General features: G+C 71.7%; 11 protein-coding genes. 6 read left to right on the top strand and 5 right to left on the bottom strand.

Going from position 1 to position 16,123, the window contains the following annotated elements:
- Positions 1-344 precede the first annotated feature (344 nt).
- Positions 345-2,063, top strand: coding sequence for a cellulose binding domain-containing protein (locus GA0070623_RS05960; RefSeq protein WP_067310591.1), 1,719 nt, complete (start codon positions 345-347; stop codon positions 2,061-2,063).
- Between the two features lie 172 nt (positions 2,064-2,235).
- On the opposite strand, the gene GA0070623_RS05955 is transcribed toward GA0070623_RS05960, so the two are convergent.
- Positions 2,236-2,976, bottom strand: coding sequence for an SDR family oxidoreductase (locus GA0070623_RS05955; RefSeq protein WP_067310588.1), 741 nt, complete (start codon positions 2,974-2,976; stop codon positions 2,236-2,238).
- Positions 2,977-3,002: 26 nt separating this feature from the next.
- Between GA0070623_RS05955 and GA0070623_RS05950 the strand changes: the two genes are divergently transcribed.
- Positions 3,003-3,605 (top strand): TetR/AcrR family transcriptional regulator, encoded by a 603-nt coding sequence (locus GA0070623_RS05950; RefSeq protein WP_084261404.1) that lies wholly within the window; start codon positions 3,003-3,005, stop codon positions 3,603-3,605.
- A 125-nt stretch (positions 3,606-3,730) separates the two neighbouring features.
- On the top strand, positions 3,731-4,336 hold the full coding sequence (locus tag GA0070623_RS05945; RefSeq protein ID WP_067310582.1) for a YdeI/OmpD-associated family protein: 606 nt from the start codon (positions 3,731-3,733) through the stop codon (positions 4,334-4,336).
- Between the two features lie 4 nt (positions 4,337-4,340).
- Here GA0070623_RS05945 and GA0070623_RS05940 read toward each other — a convergent pair whose 3' ends face one another.
- Positions 4,341-4,901: a GNAT family N-acetyltransferase gene (locus GA0070623_RS05940; protein ID WP_067310579.1), complete on the bottom strand. Its 561-nt coding sequence runs from the start codon at positions 4,899-4,901 to the stop codon at positions 4,341-4,343.
- Between the two features lie 137 nt (positions 4,902-5,038).
- On the opposite strand from GA0070623_RS05940, the gene GA0070623_RS05935 reads away from it, so the two are divergent.
- The 3 genes from GA0070623_RS05935 (at position 5,039) to GA0070623_RS05925 (ending at position 11,055) form a co-directional block, all read left to right on the top strand.
- Complete coding sequence (locus tag GA0070623_RS05935; protein ID WP_231932684.1) at positions 5,039-5,329, top strand: GNAT family N-acetyltransferase; 291 nt, start codon at positions 5,039-5,041, stop codon at positions 5,327-5,329.
- Between the two features lie 172 nt (positions 5,330-5,501).
- Positions 5,502-9,773, top strand: coding sequence for a family 43 glycosylhydrolase (locus tag GA0070623_RS05930; RefSeq protein ID WP_089003924.1), 4,272 nt, complete (start codon positions 5,502-5,504; stop codon positions 9,771-9,773).
- A gap of 196 nt (positions 9,774-9,969) precedes the next feature.
- A complete protein-coding gene (locus tag GA0070623_RS05925) occupies positions 9,970-11,055 on the top strand; it encodes a branched-chain amino acid aminotransferase (RefSeq protein ID WP_067314880.1) in 1,086 nt (361 codons plus the stop codon).
- A 111-nt stretch (positions 11,056-11,166) separates the two neighbouring features.
- Here the strand turns inward: GA0070623_RS05925 and GA0070623_RS05920 are convergent, their stop codons facing one another.
- The 3 genes from GA0070623_RS05920 to GA0070623_RS05910 form a co-directional block, all read right to left on the bottom strand.
- Positions 11,167-12,693, bottom strand: coding sequence for a family 43 glycosylhydrolase (locus GA0070623_RS05920; protein WP_084261608.1), 1,527 nt, complete (start codon positions 12,691-12,693; stop codon positions 11,167-11,169).
- 80 nt (positions 12,694-12,773) lie between these two features.
- Entirely contained in the window at positions 12,774-14,837 is a 2,064-nt protein-coding gene (locus tag GA0070623_RS05915; RefSeq protein ID WP_089003923.1) for a family 43 glycosylhydrolase, read from the bottom strand.
- 83 nt (positions 14,838-14,920) lie between these two features.
- Positions 14,921-16,048 (bottom strand): cellulose binding domain-containing protein, encoded by a 1,128-nt coding sequence (locus GA0070623_RS05910; RefSeq protein ID WP_067305805.1) that lies wholly within the window; start codon positions 16,046-16,048, stop codon positions 14,921-14,923.
- Positions 16,049-16,123 lie beyond the last annotated feature (75 nt).

Genomic DNA, 16,123 nt, shown 5'->3' with positions numbered 1-16,123 from the left:
CCTTCCGATGTCGACGGACCGCGTTTCCCGGTGCGGTGACCGTCCCCGTCGGGTCGACGTTCCGCGCGTGGTGACCGTCCCCGCCGGGTCGACGTTCCACCGGGCGGTGAAGTGGCGTGTCCGGGGTCCGGCCGACCCGATTGCCGGGTGGTCGGCTCGATCGTCGCCTGTCGATTCGACGGCTGGCGTTGTGGCGCGTCTGCGCAGGTGGGACCGGGTGGCGGAGAGCCTTCCTTGACCGGCGTCGATGGAGGAAACTAGAGTCCGGGCGGTTAACGTTAACAATGAAGTCAGTCGATAGAAATCGAAAGTGTCACCACCACCACCACGCAGGAGGACGCACCATGACGCAGGAGCAGAACGCGCCGGTGGGCGACGAGCGAAGGCGGCTCAGCCGCCGGGCCGTCCTGACGACGATCGGGGCCGTGCCGGTCGCGGCGGCCACGGCGGTCATCGGGGCCAGCGAAGCCTCGGCCGCGCCGGCCAGCATCAACCCGTCGGCGCAGCGGCAGACGATCAAGGGCTTCGGGGCGATGGTCCACGCGGCCTGGATCGGCGACCTGACCGCCGCCCAGCGGGAGACGGCATTCGGCACCGGTGAGGGGCGGCTCGGCTTCTCCGTGCTGCGGATCCCGGTCGGCGAGAGCCAGGCGGACTTCAGCCGTGACCTGGCGACCGCGAAGCGTGCCGCCGAACTCGGGGTGACCGTCTTCGCGTCACCGTGGAACCCGCCGGCCAGCATGATCGAGACGTTCACCCGGGGCAGCCAGACCAACGCGAAGCGGCTGCGGGCCAGTTCGTACGCCGCCTACGCGCAGCACCTGAACGACTTCACCGTCTACATGCGCAACAACGGGGTCAACCTCTACAGCATCTCGGTGCAGAACGAGCCCGACTACGCCCACGACTGGACGTGGTGGACCTCCGCCGAGATCATCAAGTTCCTCAAGGAGAACTCCGGGGTGATCAGCACCCGGGTGATGGCTCCGGAGTCGTTCCAGTACGTCAAGTCGATGTCCGACCCGATCCTCAACGACGCCACCGCGCTGGCGAACGTCGACATCATCGGGGCTCACCTGTACGGGACCTCGTACTCCAACTTCCCGTACCCGCTGTTCAAGCAGAAGGGCGCGGGCAAGGAACTGTGGATGACCGAGGTCTACTACCCGAACAGCAACGCGAACTCGGGTGACGCCTGGCCGGAGGCGCTCGACGTCGGCGAGCACATCCACCGCTCCATGGTCGACGCCGAGTTCCAGACCTACGTCTGGTGGTACCTGCGGCGCAGCTACGGCCCCATGCGTGAGGACGGCCAGATCAGCAAGCGGGGCGCGATGATGGCGCACTTCGCCAGGTTCGTCCGCCCGGGACACGTGCGGATCGACGCCACGGCGAACCCGGCGACGAACGTCTACGTCTCGGCGTACCGCAGCGGCAACAGCGTCGTCATCGTCGCGGTCAACAAGAACACCTCGTCGGTGAGCCAGCAGTTCAACATCTCGGGCGTCACCGGGTCCAGCAGCGTCGCGAACTGGCTGACCGACGGGAGCCGGAACGTCGCGCCGCAGAGCGCGCTCACCATGTCGAACGGCTCGCTGACCGTCAGCCTGCCCGCGCGCAGCGTGATGACGTTCGTGACCAGCATCAGCGGCACCACGCCGACCCCCACGCCCACCAACACGCCCACCCCCACGCCGACCCCGACCCCGACCCCGACGCCGACCCCCACCCCGACGTCCGGTGGGAGCGGACCCCGGGTCGCCTACACGATGAACACCTGGGACTCCGGCTTCACCGCCAGTATCAGCATCACCAACACCGGCACCTCGGCGATCGACGGCTGGACGCTGGCCTTCACGCTGCCGTCGGGTCAGTCGGTCACCTCGGCCTGGAGCTCCACCATCTCGCCGAGCAGCGGCCAGGTGAGCGCCCGCAACGTCAGCTACAACGGCACGATCGCCCCCGGGGCGACCATCGAGATCGGCTTCCAGGGCAGCCACACCGGCAACACCGCCGAGCCGACCGCCTTCACCCTCAACGGCATCCCCTGCACCGTGGTCTGACCGGCCGACCGGAGCAACCCGTACGGCCGCCGCGGCACCGCGGCGGCCGTACCCGTTGCGGGCGCTCGCTCCTCGGGTGGCGTGCGGGCAGCTGGTCGGTGCCGTGGACGAACGCCTGACCGTGGGACGGGTGGCGGAGCTGGCCGGGGTCACCTCCGGGCCGACCCCACCCTCAGCCCTGGCGGGTCGGCCGGATGGTCAGGTCGCCGATCTCGACGTCGTCGGGTTGGTCGATGGCGAAGGTGATCGCGCGGGCGACCGCGCCGGGGTCGAGGCCGATCTCGGCCATGGTCCGCTGCACCTCCTCGCGTACCCCGGGGTCGTCGATGGCCTGGTCGACGAGTTCGGTACGCACGTAACCGGGGGAGATCGAGGTGGTCCGCAGCGCTCCGGTGGTGCTCTCCTGCCGCAGGCCCTCCAGTAGGGTCCGCACCGCGTTCTTCGTCCCGGCGTACACCGCCTGGGTGGGAGTGATCTTCAGGCCGGAGGTCGAGACGACCGTGACGAGGTGACCGCTGCCCTGGCGGGTGAAGACGGGCAGGGCGGCGGCGATCCCGTGCAGGACGCCCTTGACGTTCACGTCGACCATCGCCGACCAGCCCTCGACGTCCAGCTCGGCGACGGTGCTGAGCCTGCTGACCCCGGCGTTGCCCACCAGGACGTCCAGCCGACCGAACCGCTCGACGGCGAGGGCGACCAGGGACCGCAGGTCGTCCGGGGTGGTGACGTCCACCCGGGCGGCGACCGCCGTGCCGCCGGCGGTCTCGATCTCGGCGACCAGGCGGTCGAGCCGGTCGGTGCGGCGGGCACCGAGGACGACCGACGCGCCGAGCGCGGCGAGGTGGCGGGCGGTCGCCGCGCCGATGCCGCTGCTGGCGCCGGTGATGGCGACGACCTTTCCGGGGATGGTCATGACGCTCCTCAGGGTAGAGTGGACACATGTCCGGTTACCCCGACGAGCTTAGCGGACACGTGTCCGCTTCTGTCAAGGGCGCGGCGGCGTCCCGCGCCGACGCGCGACGCAACCGCGACCGCATCCTGCGCGCGGCCCGCGACCTGGTGCACGAACCGGGCGAGCTGAAACTCAACGCGGTGGCGAAGGCCTGCGGCATCGGGCAGGGCACCCTGTACCGGCACTTCCCCACCCGGGAGGACCTGCTCGTCGAGGTGTACCGCAACGAGGTCGACGACCTGGTCGCCGCGGCCCCGCGCCTGCTGGCCACCCACCCGCCGGTGGCGGCGTTGGCCGCCTGGTTCGACCGGGTGGCCGCCTACGCCCGGGTCAAGCGGGACGTGTTCGCGGCCGTCGAGGCGGCGACCTGGCGTGACCTCGCCGCGCACAGCCTCGGCCCGATCGGCGAAGCCGTGGAGCTGCTGCTCGCCGCCGGCCGCTCGGCCGGCAGCATCCGCGCCGACGTCGAGGCCCGGGACGTCATCGTCCTGATCGGTTGGCTCTCCCGGGTGGACGACGCCGAACTCGACAGCCGGGGGCCGCGCCTGCTGGCCGTCCTGGTCGACGGTCTCCGGGTACCCGGCCGGTGAACCGGACCCGACCGGCCCGCGTCCCGGCGGCCGGCCCGGTGCGGCGCGGGTGGGCGGCTACGTCGACCGGCCGACGAGGCACCGGACCGGGTGGGAATGTCACCGGTAGCGGCTAACCTGCCGGCATGGTGAGCGCGGAACTGGACGAGTTGATCGTTGCCGACGCGGACGCGTTGCGCGCCTGGCTGACGGCCCACCACGACACCTCACCCGGCGTGTGGCTCGCCCTGACCCGCAAGGGCGGCACCGTCACCACCCTGACCTGGCAGCAGGCGGTCGACGAGGGGTTGTGCTTCGGCTGGATCGACGGGCAGGCCCGCAAGCGGGACCAGGAGAGCTCCTGGATCAGGTTCACCCCCCGCCGGGCACGCAGCTCCTGGTCGCAACGCAACGTCGCCCACGTGGCCCGGCTGGAGGAGCAGGGCCGGATGCAGCCCTCGGGCCGCGCCGCGGTGGCGGCCGCCCGGGCCGACGGGCGGTGGGCCGCCGCCTACGCCCCGCCCTCGGAGTCGCAGGTACCCGCCGACCTGCTCGCCGCCATCGCCGCCGACCCCGCCGCCCAGGCCATGTTCGACGTGCTGACCAGTGCCAACCGGTTCGCGCTCACCCACCGCCTCAACGCCGTCAAACGGGCGCAGACCCGGGAGCGGAAGATCGACGAGTTCGTCGCGATGCTGGCCCGCCAGGAGACGCTCCACCCGCAGAAGGCCCGGCCGCCGCACACGCCGTGAGTGGTCACCGACGGGCTGCGCTGCGCCACGTGTCGACGTCCAGCGCGTAGGTGTAGCCGTCCACCCAGCCCCGTTCGGCGTGCCAGGAGTCACCGACGCCGTGCTGCTCCCGGCGCATCCCGACCTTCTCCAGCACCCGCACCGAGGCGAGGTTGTCGGCGAAGCACCCGGCGGTGATCCGGCGGACCCCCAACCCGGTGAACGCGTGAGCCAGCACCGCGACGACCGCCTCGGTCGCGTAGCCGTGGCCCCGGTGCGCCGGGTCGAAGACGTAGCCGAGTGCGGCCTCCGTGCGGGTCGGCATGCCGGGCTGCCCCATCCCGTCCAGCAGCTCCAGCGAGACGGTGCCGATCAGCCGGTCGTCCAGGGTGACCGCCATGCTGTGGTCGTCGGGGTCCGCCGCCGCCCGCCGCCAGGCCGCCCGGAACGCCGCCGGCTCCACCTCGGTGCGCAGCAGCCAGTAGGTGACCTCGGGGAGGTTGCGGTACTCGAGGAGCCGGTCGACGTCGCCGTCGCGTACCGGGCGCAGGTGAAGGCGGGGGGTGCGGAGCGTGGTGCCGTCCATGCGGCGGGACTCTAGCCCACCCACCGTCGTGACCGACGGTCATTTCCGCCGACGACCCCAGTGCACCGTCAGCCCCCTGCGGGCGTTCGTCGCTGCCCCCGCGTCCGGCGTGTTTGGATGGTCCGGTGGAGTTGACTGTGACAGACGCGCCGGACCGGGAGCGGTTCGAGGCGCGCGACGAGACCGGTGCGCTGGCCGGGCTGGTCACCTACCAGCTGACCGGCGCCATCATCGCCTACACGCACACCGAGGTCGATCCGGCCTTCGAGGGCCGGGGGGTCGGCTCGACGCTGGCCCGCGCGGTCATGGACGACGCCCGCGCCCGGGGGCGGACGGTGGTGCCGATCTGCCCGTTCCTCAGTGACTGGTTGGGCCGGCACCCGGAGTACGCCGACATCGTGGTCCGGTCCACCCGCAGGATCAAGTAGTCCGCCGGGGCGGTTCCGGTCGCTCGACGGGGGTCGGGGCGGGTGTCGGGTGGCCGGGCGGTGAGCGGTTGTGAGCGCAGCGCAGCGGCGGGGTTCGTCTCCTTGACGGGGTCTGTTTGTTGCGCTGACAATTCCAGCCTGTTAACGCTCACATGACACCGAGGAATCCCCCATGCGCTCAGCAGTTCCCCGGGACCACCACACCACCCCCACCCCCCGCCGCACCCGTACCCTCGCCACCGCCACCCTGCTCACCCTCCTCGCCGCGCTGACCCCCGCCGTGGCGACACCGGCCGACGCGGCAGCCGCCGACGTCACCGCCGGCCTGCTGCTGCGTTACGACCTCGACCAGCGCACCGGCACCACGGTCACCGACGCCTCCGGACACGGCAACGACGGCACCCTGGTCGGCGGCGGCACCTGGACCGGCCCGGACGGGCTGCTGCTCGACGGCGTCGACGACCACGTCAAGCTGCCGGACAACATCCTCGCCGGCCGGTCGTCGCTCACCGTCGCGGTCGACGTCATGGTCGACCCGACCCAGCAGACCCCGTACTTCCTGTGGGGCCTGGGCAACCCGGCCACCTCCGCCGCCGGCACCGGCTACCTGTTCGCCAGCGGCGACGCGTTCCGCGCCGGCATCACCACCACCAACTGGGCCGGCGAGAAGGTCACCGGCACCGGCGGCAACCTGACCCGGGGGGTGTGGAAGTCGGTCACCTACACCCAGACCGGCACCACCGGCACCCTCTACGCCGACGGCGTGCAGGTGGCCCGCAACACCGCCGTCACCGTGCCGCCCAGCGCCGTCGGCAACGGCGTCACCACCAGCAACCACCTCGGTCGGTCCACCTACGCCACCGACCGGTTCCTCAAGGGACGGGTGGCCAACTTCCGGATCTACGACCGGGCGCTCACCGCCGCCGAGGTCGCCGCGATCGTGCGACCCGAGGAGTCCGACCAGACCCGGGCCGAGTCCGCCGCCGCCGCGCTGTCCCTGGTGCACGCCGACGACGTCCGCGGCAACCTGACCATGCCCACCACCGGTCGGCACGACGCGACGGTCCGCTGGCGATCGGCCCGACCGGAGGTGGTCACCGCCGACGGCGTGGTGCGTCGTCCCGCGCACGGCACGGGCGACACGACGGTGCCGGTGACCGCCACGGTCACCGTCGGCAGCGCCACCGCCGAACGGACCATCGCGCTGACCGTCCGGGAACTGCCGGCCCCCGCGCCCTACGCGGGCTACGCGTTCAGCTACTTCACCGGCAACTCGATCGCCGGGGAGAAGATCTACTTCGCCGCCAGCCGGGGCAACAACGCCCTCCAGTGGACCGAGGTCAACGGCGGCCAGCCCAGGTTGGAGTCGACCCACGGCACGCTGGGCCTGCGCGACCCGTTCCTGATCCGCAGCCCGGAGGGGGACCGGTTCTTCCTGATCGCCACCGACCTGTCGATCGGCCGCAACGGCGACTGGGACGCCGCCCAGCGCCGGGGCAGCCGCTACCTGGAGGTGTGGGAGTCCACCGACCTGGTGAACTGGTCGGCGCAGCGGCACGTCGAGGTCTCCCCGCCCACCGCCGGCAACACCTGGGCGCCGGAGGCGTACTGGGACGCCGAGCGCGGCGAGTACCTGGTCTTCTGGGCCTCGAAGCTGTTCGCCGAGAACGACCCGGGCCACACCGGCAACACGTACAACCGGATGCTGGCCGCCACCACCCGCGACTTCGTCACGTTCAGCCCGGCGACGGTCTGGCAGGACCGGGGCGAGTCCCGGATCGACTCCACGATGATCCGCGAGGGTGACACCTACTACCGGTTCACCAAGGACGAGGGCGGCGGCGGCACCGGCTGCTCCGACATCATCCAGGAGAAGTCCCCCTCGCTGACCGCCGTCGACCTGCCCGGCCGACCCGCCTGGACGATGCTCGACTCGTGCATCGGCCGGGACGCGGGCACCTCCGCCGTGGAGGGCCCCACCGTGTTCAAGGCCAACCCCGGCGACACCTCCGGCTCGCGGTACTACCTCTTCGTCGACGAGTACGGCGGCCGGGGCTACATCCCGCTGGGCACCGACGACCTGGCCAGGCCGGACTGGAAGGTGCCCGCCTCCTACCGGCTGCCGGCCAGCCCGCGGCACGGCACCGTCATCCCGGTCACCCGCGCCGAACTCGACGCGCTGACCGACGCGCCGCCGCCGGTCAGCGCCAACGCCGACGGGGTGGTGGCCCACTACCGGCTCGACCAGACCACCGGCGGCACGGTCACCGACGACTCCGGCAACGGCCACCACGCCACCCTGGCCGGCGACGCCCGCTGGGACGCCGGCAGCCTCACCCTCGGCGGCACCGACGGCCACGTCGACCTGCCCGACAACATCATGTCCGGCCTCGACGAGATCACCGTGTCGATGGACGTGAACATCGCCGCCGACCAGGCCACCCCGTACTTCGTCTGGGGACTCGGCAACACCGACGCCGCCGGCGTCGGCAACGGCTACCTGTTCACCACCGGCAACGACTACCGCACCTCGATCAGCCTCGGCAACTGGACCGGCGAGCAGACCGTCACCGGCGGCCGGGCGCTGCCCCGGGCAGCGTGGAAGACCCTGACGTACACCCTGAACCGGGCCGGCACCGCCCGGCTCTACCTGGACGGGGTGCGGGTGGCCGAGAAGACCGGGTTGACCGTCGCCCCCGGCGACATCGGCGGCGGTCGGACCACCGCCAACTACCTGGGCCGTTCCCAGTACGCCAGCGACCGCTACCTCAAGGGCCGGATCCGCGACTTCTCCCTCTACAACCGGGCGCTCAGCGACGCCGAGGTCGCCGCGCTCGGCAGCAACGGCACCAGCGTGGTCGCCGTCGAACTCGACAGCCTCAAGGTTCCGGCCGTGGTGGACGCCGCCGCCGGCACGATCACCCTGCCGGTCCGGCCGGGCACCGACCTGACCAGCCTCGCCCCGCGCTACCTGGTGGCGCCGACCTCCACCGTCAGGCCCGCCGGGCCACGCAACTACACCCGGCCGGTGGCGGTCACCGTCACCAGCGCCGCCGGGGCCACCCGGGTCTGGACGGTCCGGGCGGTGCCGATGAACACCCCGGTGCTGCCCGGCTTCAACGCCGACCCGAACATCGTCCGGTTCGGCGACACCTACTACATCTACGGCACCACCGACGGCTTCCCCGGCTGGAGCAGTTCGACGTTCACCGTCTGGTCCAGCCGCAACCTGGTCGACTGGACCGCCCACGACACCATTCTCGACCTCGGGCCGGACATCAGCTGGGCGGACACCAACGCCTGGGCGCCGGCCGCGATCGAGAAGAACGGGAAGTACTACCTGTACTTCTCGGCCCAGCAGAACATCGGCGTCGCGGTGGCCGACTCGCCGCTCGGGCCGTTCGTCGACCCGCTCGGCCGGCCCCTGGTCAGCAAGGCCGACTACGGCAACGCCCAGCAGATCGACCCGGCGGTCTTCACCGACGACGACGGGAAGAGCTACCTGTACTGGGGCAACGGCACCCCGTACGTGGTCCCGCTGAACGACGACATGATCTCGTACGACGTCGCCCGGCGGGTCCGGCTGACCGGGCTCACCGGCTTCCGCGAGGGCCTGTTCCTGAACAAGCGCAACGGCGTGTACTACCTGTCCTGGTCGATCGACGACACCGGCAGCGAGAACTACCGGGTCGGCTACGGGACGGGCAGCAGCCCGCTCGGGCCGTTCACCAGCCGGGGGGAGATCCTCGGCAAGGACCCGGGCCAGGGCATCCTCGGCACCGGGCACCACTCGATCATCCAGGTGCCGGGCACCGACGACTGGTACGTGGCGTACCACCGGTTCGCCGTCCCGGGCGGCGACGGCACCCACCGGGAGACCACCATCGACCGGCTGTACTTCGCCGACGACGGCACCATCATCCCGGTGGTGCCCACGCTCAGCGGCGTCGAGCCGCTGCGCTACCGGGGCGGGCAGCCCCGGCTGCGGATCACCGACCCGGGCGCCGACGGGTGGTACGGCGCGAACGCCGCCCTCACCCTGGCCCACGGCGAACTGATCAGGCTGGTGGAGTACCAGATCGACGGGGGAGGCTGGTTCCCGTACCGGGAGCCGGTGGCCCTGCCGGCGGGCCGGCACACGATCGAGTACCGGGCCCAGGGGGTCAACCTGTTCTGGAGCGAGCCGTGGTCGGTGCCGGTGCGGGTGGACCGGGTCGCGCCGACCGCCGGGGCGGCCCTGGTCGACCGCACGCTGGTCGTCACCGGCCGGGACACCGATTCCGGGGTGGCCCGGTTGGAGTACCGGCTCGACGGTGGGGAGTGGACCACCTGGACCGGGCCGGTGCCGCTGGACGACCAGGCCCACGGGGTGCGCTACCGCGCGGTCGACGTGGCCGGCAACGTCGGCGAGGTGGGCGTCCTGCGGATTCCCGCGGTCCGCTAGCCACCACCCGGACGCGCCGCCCGACCTGCTCCGGTCGGGCGGCGCGTTCGTGCGAGTGGGCCATGGTCGACCGTGCCCGGGAGTCCCGGGTCGCCCGTGGCCCGCCCCCACATGACCGTCCTGTCAGGACATGATGGGGCAGCGACGTGCGGCGACGCGTCGTCGTGTGCACCGACACCCCCCGAGGAGAGCCCGGATGACCGCGCAGTTCCCGTTCGTCCCCACCGACCACCCGACCCCGCCGCGGACCCGGGAGGAGATCCTCGCCGACCCCGGCTTCGGCCGGTACTTCACCGACCACATGGCGACCGCCGCGTGGTCGGCGGACGCCGGTTGGCACGACCACCGGGTGGGCGCGCTGGAGCCGTTCACCCTCCACCCCGGCGCGGCGGTCCTGCACTACGCGCAGGAGATCCTCGAAGGGCTCAAGGCTTTCCGGCACGCCGACGGCAGCATCTGGCTGTTCCGCCCGGAACTCAACGCGCGCCGGTTCGCCGCGTCCGCCCGCCGGCTGGTCCTGCCCGAGCTGGACGAGGAGACCTTCGTCGAGAGCGTGGCCGCGCTGGTCCGCGCGGACGAGGCCTGGGTGCCGCCGTACGGGGGTGAGCAGAGCCTCTACCTGCGTCCGTTCATGTTCGCCGCGGAGGCGTTCCTCGGGGTGCGCCCGGCCCGGCAGGCCACCTACTGCGTGCTGGCCTGCCCGGCCGGGTCGTACTTCCCGAACGGGGTCACCGGCGTCACGCTCTGGGTCAGCACCACCTACAGCCGGGCGTCGATCGGGGGCACCGGCGCGGCGAAGTGCGGCGGCAACTACGCGGCGAGTCTGGCCCCGCAGCGGGAGGCCCTGGACCACGGCTGCGAGCAGGTGCTCTACCTGGGCGGCGAGGACCGGCGCAGCATCGACGAGTCCGGCACCATGAACGTCTTCTTCGTGACCCGCGACGACCGGCTGCTCACCCCCGGGCTGGGCACCATCCTCGACGGGGTGACCCGGGACAGCGTGCTGACCCTCGCCGCCGAGCACGGGCTGGAGCCGGTGCAGCGCACGATCGACCTGGACGAGCTGCGCGCCGGGTTCGCCGACGGGTCGCTGACGGAGGCCTTCGCGGCGGGCACGGCGGCCGTGATCACCCCGATCATCGGCCTGAAGAACCAGGACTTCACCCTCGCCGTCGGCGACGGGACGCCGGGCAGGCACACCCGGGAGTTCCGGCGGCACCTGCTCGACATCCAGGCCGGTCGGGCCGAGGACCGGCACGGCTGGATGCGCCGGGTCCGGTAGCGACCGGCCCGGCGGGTCGTAGGCCGGTCGCTATCCCGCCCCGCCGTCCGCCGTCCGCCGACCCGCCGGCCCGTCGGGCCGGGCATCCGACCCGGCCCGACGGGAAACGGCTCATTCCAGCACGAAGGTGGCCTCGGCGTTGCCGGTGGCGTCGGCGACGGTCCGCAGGTAGAGCAGACCACCGCTGTGCCGCAGGTACTGGCCGGGGTAGTTGACCGCCTCGAACGACACCCCGGCGGGGTTCGACAGGCCGGTCCGCTGCACGAAGCTGGCGTCGGCGCGGTACGTCGACGAGGCGTCGTCCCGCTCGACCCACACCTCCCAGTTGCGGTGCCGCAGGTAGTAGCCGGGGAAGTTGGTGGACTCCAGGGACACCGTGTTGCCGCCGGCCAGGCCGGGCACCAGACGGAACTGCGAGTCGGCGAGGTTCGTCACGTTCGCCTCCAGCCGGGCCCGGTACTCCCAGTGCCGGACGAACCGGTCGGGCAGGTTGTCCGACCGCAGTCGGACCGGGGTGGCCCCGTCGGGCACCGGGATGCCGAAGTTGGGGGTGCCGTCGGCGTTCCAGTAGACCTTCTGGACCCGGGTCCGCCGGTTGGGGTCGCGCAGCGGGTCACCGCTGATGTCCCGGTAGTTGCGGTCGTGGTAGACGAGGATGTCGCTGAGCCCGTCCTCGGAGACGGTGAACGAGTTGTGCCCCGGCCCCCACTGGCCGGTGGCGGAGTTGCTGGTGAAGACCGGCTGCGGCGACTTCACCCAGGACGACGCCTTGAGCAGGTCGCTGCCGGCCGAGGCGGTCAGCAGACCGAGGCAGTAGTTGGCGTCGGTGGCGCTGGCCGAGTAGGTGAGGAAGATCCGGCCGTTGCGTTGCAGCACGGTCGGCCCCTCGTTGACCTTCACCCCGCCGCGCATCTCCCACTCCAGGGTGGGCACGGCGATCCGGGTCGGTGCGCCGCTGAGCGTCCACGGGTTGGCCATCCGGGCGATGTAGAGGTTGGAGTTGGTGGCGATGCCCGGTTCGGCCTGCGCCCAGATCAGGTAGCGCACCCCGTTGGTGACGAAGGTCGAGGCGTCCAGGGCGAAGGTCTCCCAGGGGGTACGGATCTGCCCCTTCTCCGCCCAGCTCGCGGTCAACGGGTTCGCCCCGGTGCCCTCCAGGACGTACATCCGGATCGCCCAGACGTTGTCGGTGGCGCCGGCGGCGAAGTAGACGTACCACCGGCCGTCGATGAAGTGGATCTCCGGCGCCCAGATGTGCGCGCCCATGATCCCGCTGGTGTGCCGCCGCCAGATGACGGTCTCCGGGGCACTGGACAGGCCCTGGAGGGTGGTGGCCCGGCGCAGCACGATCCGGTCGTACTCGGGGGCGGTGGCGGTCAGGTAGTAGTAGCCGTCGGTGTGCCGGACGATGTGCGGGTCGGCGCGCTGCGCGACCAGCGGGTTGGTGACCCGCACGGCGGGGGCCGCCCCGGCCGGGGCGGCGGCGGTCAGCAGGGTGGCCAGCAGGGTCAGCACGAGCAGCGCCGCCGTCCGGGCCCGGCCGGAGTGGCGGGCGGGCGGCGGGTCGGTGCGGGGTGCGGTGGCGGGCGGGTGCGGGTACGGCGGGACGGCCGACCGGGGGTGGTGTGAGGCGGACACGGGGATGCTCCTGTCGGAGGTGGGGGATACGCCTCGCCGGCCGACCACGGGGGTGGTCGGCCGGCGAGGAGGGACGGGTCCTACGACTTGGCCAGGTCGAACTTCCGGACGGTCACCGCGCCACCGAGCGAGCTGGTGGCGTAGTTGAACATGGCGAACCGGTAGCCCATGAAGAACTGCCAGGCGTTGTTGAGGGTGAACGCGGGGCCGAGCGAGGTGAAGTTCACCCCGTCGGTGCTGTAGGAGAAGCGGGCCTGCCGGCCGGAGCCGGGGCTGATGTCCGCGTTGATCCGTAGCCAGATCTTCCCGCCGGAGATGCCAACCCCGGCGACCTCGGTGCCGGTGTTGGTGGTGTTCCAGTTGCTGTCCATGGTCAGGTTGTTGACCACGGCGACCCGGGTCGCGCCGTTGTCGCGGCGGACGCCGATCCAGGCCGACTGGTCGCGCAGCATCGCCAGGCCGCTGCGGTCACCGTCGCGCATCGTGGAGTAGTCCAGCTCGATGGTCGCCGTGGACCGTGGACCCTGGATCCGGTGGGTCAGCGTGTTACGGGCGTTGTACAGGTCGTTGGTCACCGTGGCGGTCTGCAGCCGCAGCCCGTTGTTGACCGACCACTTGGTGTTGTCCGGGTTGTGGTTCCACTCGTACTGCGGGCCGAGGGTGGTGCCGGCGAAGGTGTCCGTCCCGATCATGGGTTTGACCTGGCGGGGTGGCCGGGGCACGTTCGGGTACGGGTACGACGCGCCCCAGGTGTTGTTGACCAGCTGGAGGACGGGCCAGCCGCTGGAGTTCCAGGTGACCGGGGCGAGCACCGGCACCCGGCCGCCGGGGTAGGCGTCCACGAACCCCATGTAGTACCAGTCCCCGTTCTGCGTCTGCACCATGCCGCCCTGGTGCGGCACGCCGCCGCCGGCGATCGGTCCGGGCAGGTTCAGCAGCACCTGCTGCATGGTGTACGGCCCGAACGGGTTGGACGCCTTGAGGATGTACTGCCCGTTGGCGGGCCGGGTGAGGAAGATGTAGTAGCTGCCGTTGCGCTTGTAGAACCGGGCACCCTCCAGGGTGCCCACGTTCGACGGGGTGGTGAACACCTGCTGCGAGCGGACCTGGGTCTTCCCGTCGGCGGAGAGCTGGGCGACGCTGATGTTCGTGTTGCCGTACGCGACGTACATGGTGTCGTTGTCGTCGACCAGCAGACCGGCGTCGTAGTAGCACTGGTCGAGCGTGGTGTGCCGGGTCCACGGCCCCTCGGCCGACGGCGCGGTGTAGATGTAGGTCTTGTTGAAGTCGATGCAGCCGCCCCAGTAGAACGTCTTGTTGCTCTTGCGGTAGCCCAGGAACGACGCCCAGATGCCCCGGACGTAACCACGCCCGGCGGTCATGTCGTACTTCTGGCCGAAGTCGAGCTTGGGCACCGAGTGGCCGGCGAACTCCCAGTTGACCAGGTCGTAGGAGCGCAGCACCGGAGCGCCGGGGGAGTAGTGCATGGTCGACGCGGAGTAGTAGTAGGTGTCGTCCACCCGCAGGATGTCGATGTCCGCGAAGTCCTGCCAGAGCACCGGGTTGGCGAAGGTGGAGGAGGGCGGCCACTGACCCGGCGGCGGGGTGGTGGGCGGGGGTGTGGTCGGTGGCGGCGTGGTCGGCGGGGGTGTGGTGGGCGGCGGCGTGGTGGGCGGGGGTGTGGTCGGTGGCGGCGTGGTGGGCGGGGGTGTAGTGGGCGGCGGGGTGGTCGTACCGCCGGTGCACACCGTGCCGTTGAGGGTGAAGCTGGTCGGCTTCGGGTTGCTGCCGTTCCACGAGCCGTTGAACCCGAACGACACGTTGGCGCCGGTGGCGATGGCGCCGTTGTAGCTGACGTTGCGGGCGGTCACCTCGGCTCCCGACTGGGTGACGGTGGCGTTCCACGCCTGGGTGACCTGCTGCCCGGCCCCGTACGACCAGGTCAGCGTCCAGCCGTCGATCGGGTCGCCGAGGTTGGTGATGGCCACGTTCGCGCCGAAGCCGCCGCCCCACTCGGAGGAGACGGTGTAGTCGACGGCGCAGCCCGCCGCCGCGGCCTCGGCGGGGAGGGCGACGGCTGTTCCGGCGGCTATCAGACCGGCGGCCAGGAACAGCCGCGCGGGCAACGTTCTGGTGAGTCGCATGCGGTACTCCTACTGGGGGTGGTGGGAGTCGGTGGTCGAGGAACGTCCGGCACCGGTGCCGGGCACCGGTGCCGGACGGCGGATCAGGCGACGCTGCAGGCGGTGCCGTTGAGGGTGAACGAGGACGGTCGACCGGCGTTGCCGGTGTGGTCGGCCTGGAAGCCGACGTCGACCGAGGTGTTCGGTGCGATGGTGCCGTTGTAGGAGACGTTGCGGGCGGTCACCGCACCGCTCGTCGGCGAGTAGGTGGCGTTCCACCCGCTGGTGATGGTCTGCCCACCGGGCAGGGTGAACGCCAGCGCCCAGCCGTTGACCGTCGTGCTGCTGGTGTTGGTGACGCTGATCGAGGCGGTGAGCCCGGAGTTCCAGGCGTTGACCGTGTACGCGACCCGGCAGCCCGCCGAGGGCGGCGGCGTGGTCGGCGGCGGCGTGGTGGGCGGCGGCGTCGTCGGCGGGGGCGTGGTCGGCGGCGGGGTGGTCGGCGGGGCGGTGGTCGGCGGGGTGGTCGGGGTGTTGCCGCCGAGGCTTCCCGGCACCGCCCGCAGCGCGTTGTACCAGGTGGTGGCCATCTTGCGGTAGCCGGTGGCGTTCGGGTGGATGCCGTCGGCGAGGTCGCCGGTGCCCACCGCGCTGAACATGTCCACCAGGTGCACCCGCTTGCCGGCGCTGACCTTGCTCTGCACGATCCCGGGGATCGCCGCGTTGAAGGTGCGTACCGCCGACTCGGTGCCGTTGCGCGGGATGATGGTGGCGACGAAGACGTCCGCGTTCGGGGCGGTGTTGGTGATCTTGTCGATCAGGGTGGAGAGCCGGGCCGGGGCGCCGGAGGCGTTGTACATGTCGTTGGTGCCGATGTGCAGCAGCACCGTACGCGGGGTCGTGGTGCGCAGCCAGTTCACCACGTTGGCGTCGATCTGGGAGATGGTCCAGCCGGAGTGGCCCTCGTGGTCGTGGTCGCCCAGGTTGGACGGGCCGTTGAACATCGAGCCGACGAAGTCGACCCGGTAGCCGTCGGCGACCAGCCGCTGCCACAGCTCGATCCGGTAGCCCCCGGGGACGTTGAAGCCGTCGGTGATCGAGTCACCGAGCGGCATCACCCGTACCCCGCCGTTGGATTCGGCGCTCGCGGGCGCGGTCACCACCGAGCCGGCGGCGACCACGGCCACGAGGGCGGCGGTGGCCAGGCCCAGCAGGCGCAGACCCCGACGCATGGGGGTCAGCCGGGCGCCGGCGAGGGTGGTCCGGTCGGTGCCGGGCGGGCCGGCGGTGGGGGATCGGCGGCGGTC

Source organism: Micromonospora rifamycinica, assembly GCF_900090265.1.
GTDB classification, from domain to species: domain Bacteria; phylum Actinomycetota; class Actinomycetes; order Mycobacteriales; family Micromonosporaceae; genus Micromonospora; species Micromonospora rifamycinica.
The sequence above is the reverse complement of the archived record's forward strand: the minus strand, read 5'-3'. Positions and strand labels throughout refer to the sequence as shown.

Excerpts from the sequence above, each read along its gene's own strand:
- GA0070623_RS05960 (WP_067310591.1), top strand. The coding sequence starts at position 345 with ATGACGCAGGAGCAGAACGCGCCGGTGGGCGACGAGCGAAGGCGGCTC.
- GA0070623_RS05955 (WP_067310588.1), bottom strand. The coding sequence starts at position 2,976 with ATGACCATCCCCGGAAAGGTCGTCGCCATCACCGGCGCCAGCAGCGGC.
- GA0070623_RS05950 (WP_084261404.1), top strand. The coding sequence starts at position 3,003 with ATGTCCGGTTACCCCGACGAGCTTAGCGGACACGTGTCCGCTTCTGTC.
- GA0070623_RS05945 (WP_067310582.1), top strand. The coding sequence starts at position 3,731 with ATGGTGAGCGCGGAACTGGACGAGTTGATCGTTGCCGACGCGGACGCG.
- GA0070623_RS05940 (WP_067310579.1), bottom strand. The coding sequence starts at position 4,901 with ATGGACGGCACCACGCTCCGCACCCCCCGCCTTCACCTGCGCCCGGTA.
- GA0070623_RS05930 (WP_089003924.1), top strand. The coding sequence starts at position 5,502 with ATGCGCTCAGCAGTTCCCCGGGACCACCACACCACCCCCACCCCCCGC.
- GA0070623_RS05925 (WP_067314880.1), top strand. The coding sequence starts at position 9,970 with ATGACCGCGCAGTTCCCGTTCGTCCCCACCGACCACCCGACCCCGCCG.
- GA0070623_RS05915 (WP_089003923.1), bottom strand. The coding sequence starts at position 14,837 with ATGCGACTCACCAGAACGTTGCCCGCGCGGCTGTTCCTGGCCGCCGGT.
- GA0070623_RS05910 (WP_067305805.1), bottom strand. The coding sequence starts at position 16,048 with ATGCGTCGGGGTCTGCGCCTGCTGGGCCTGGCCACCGCCGCCCTCGTG.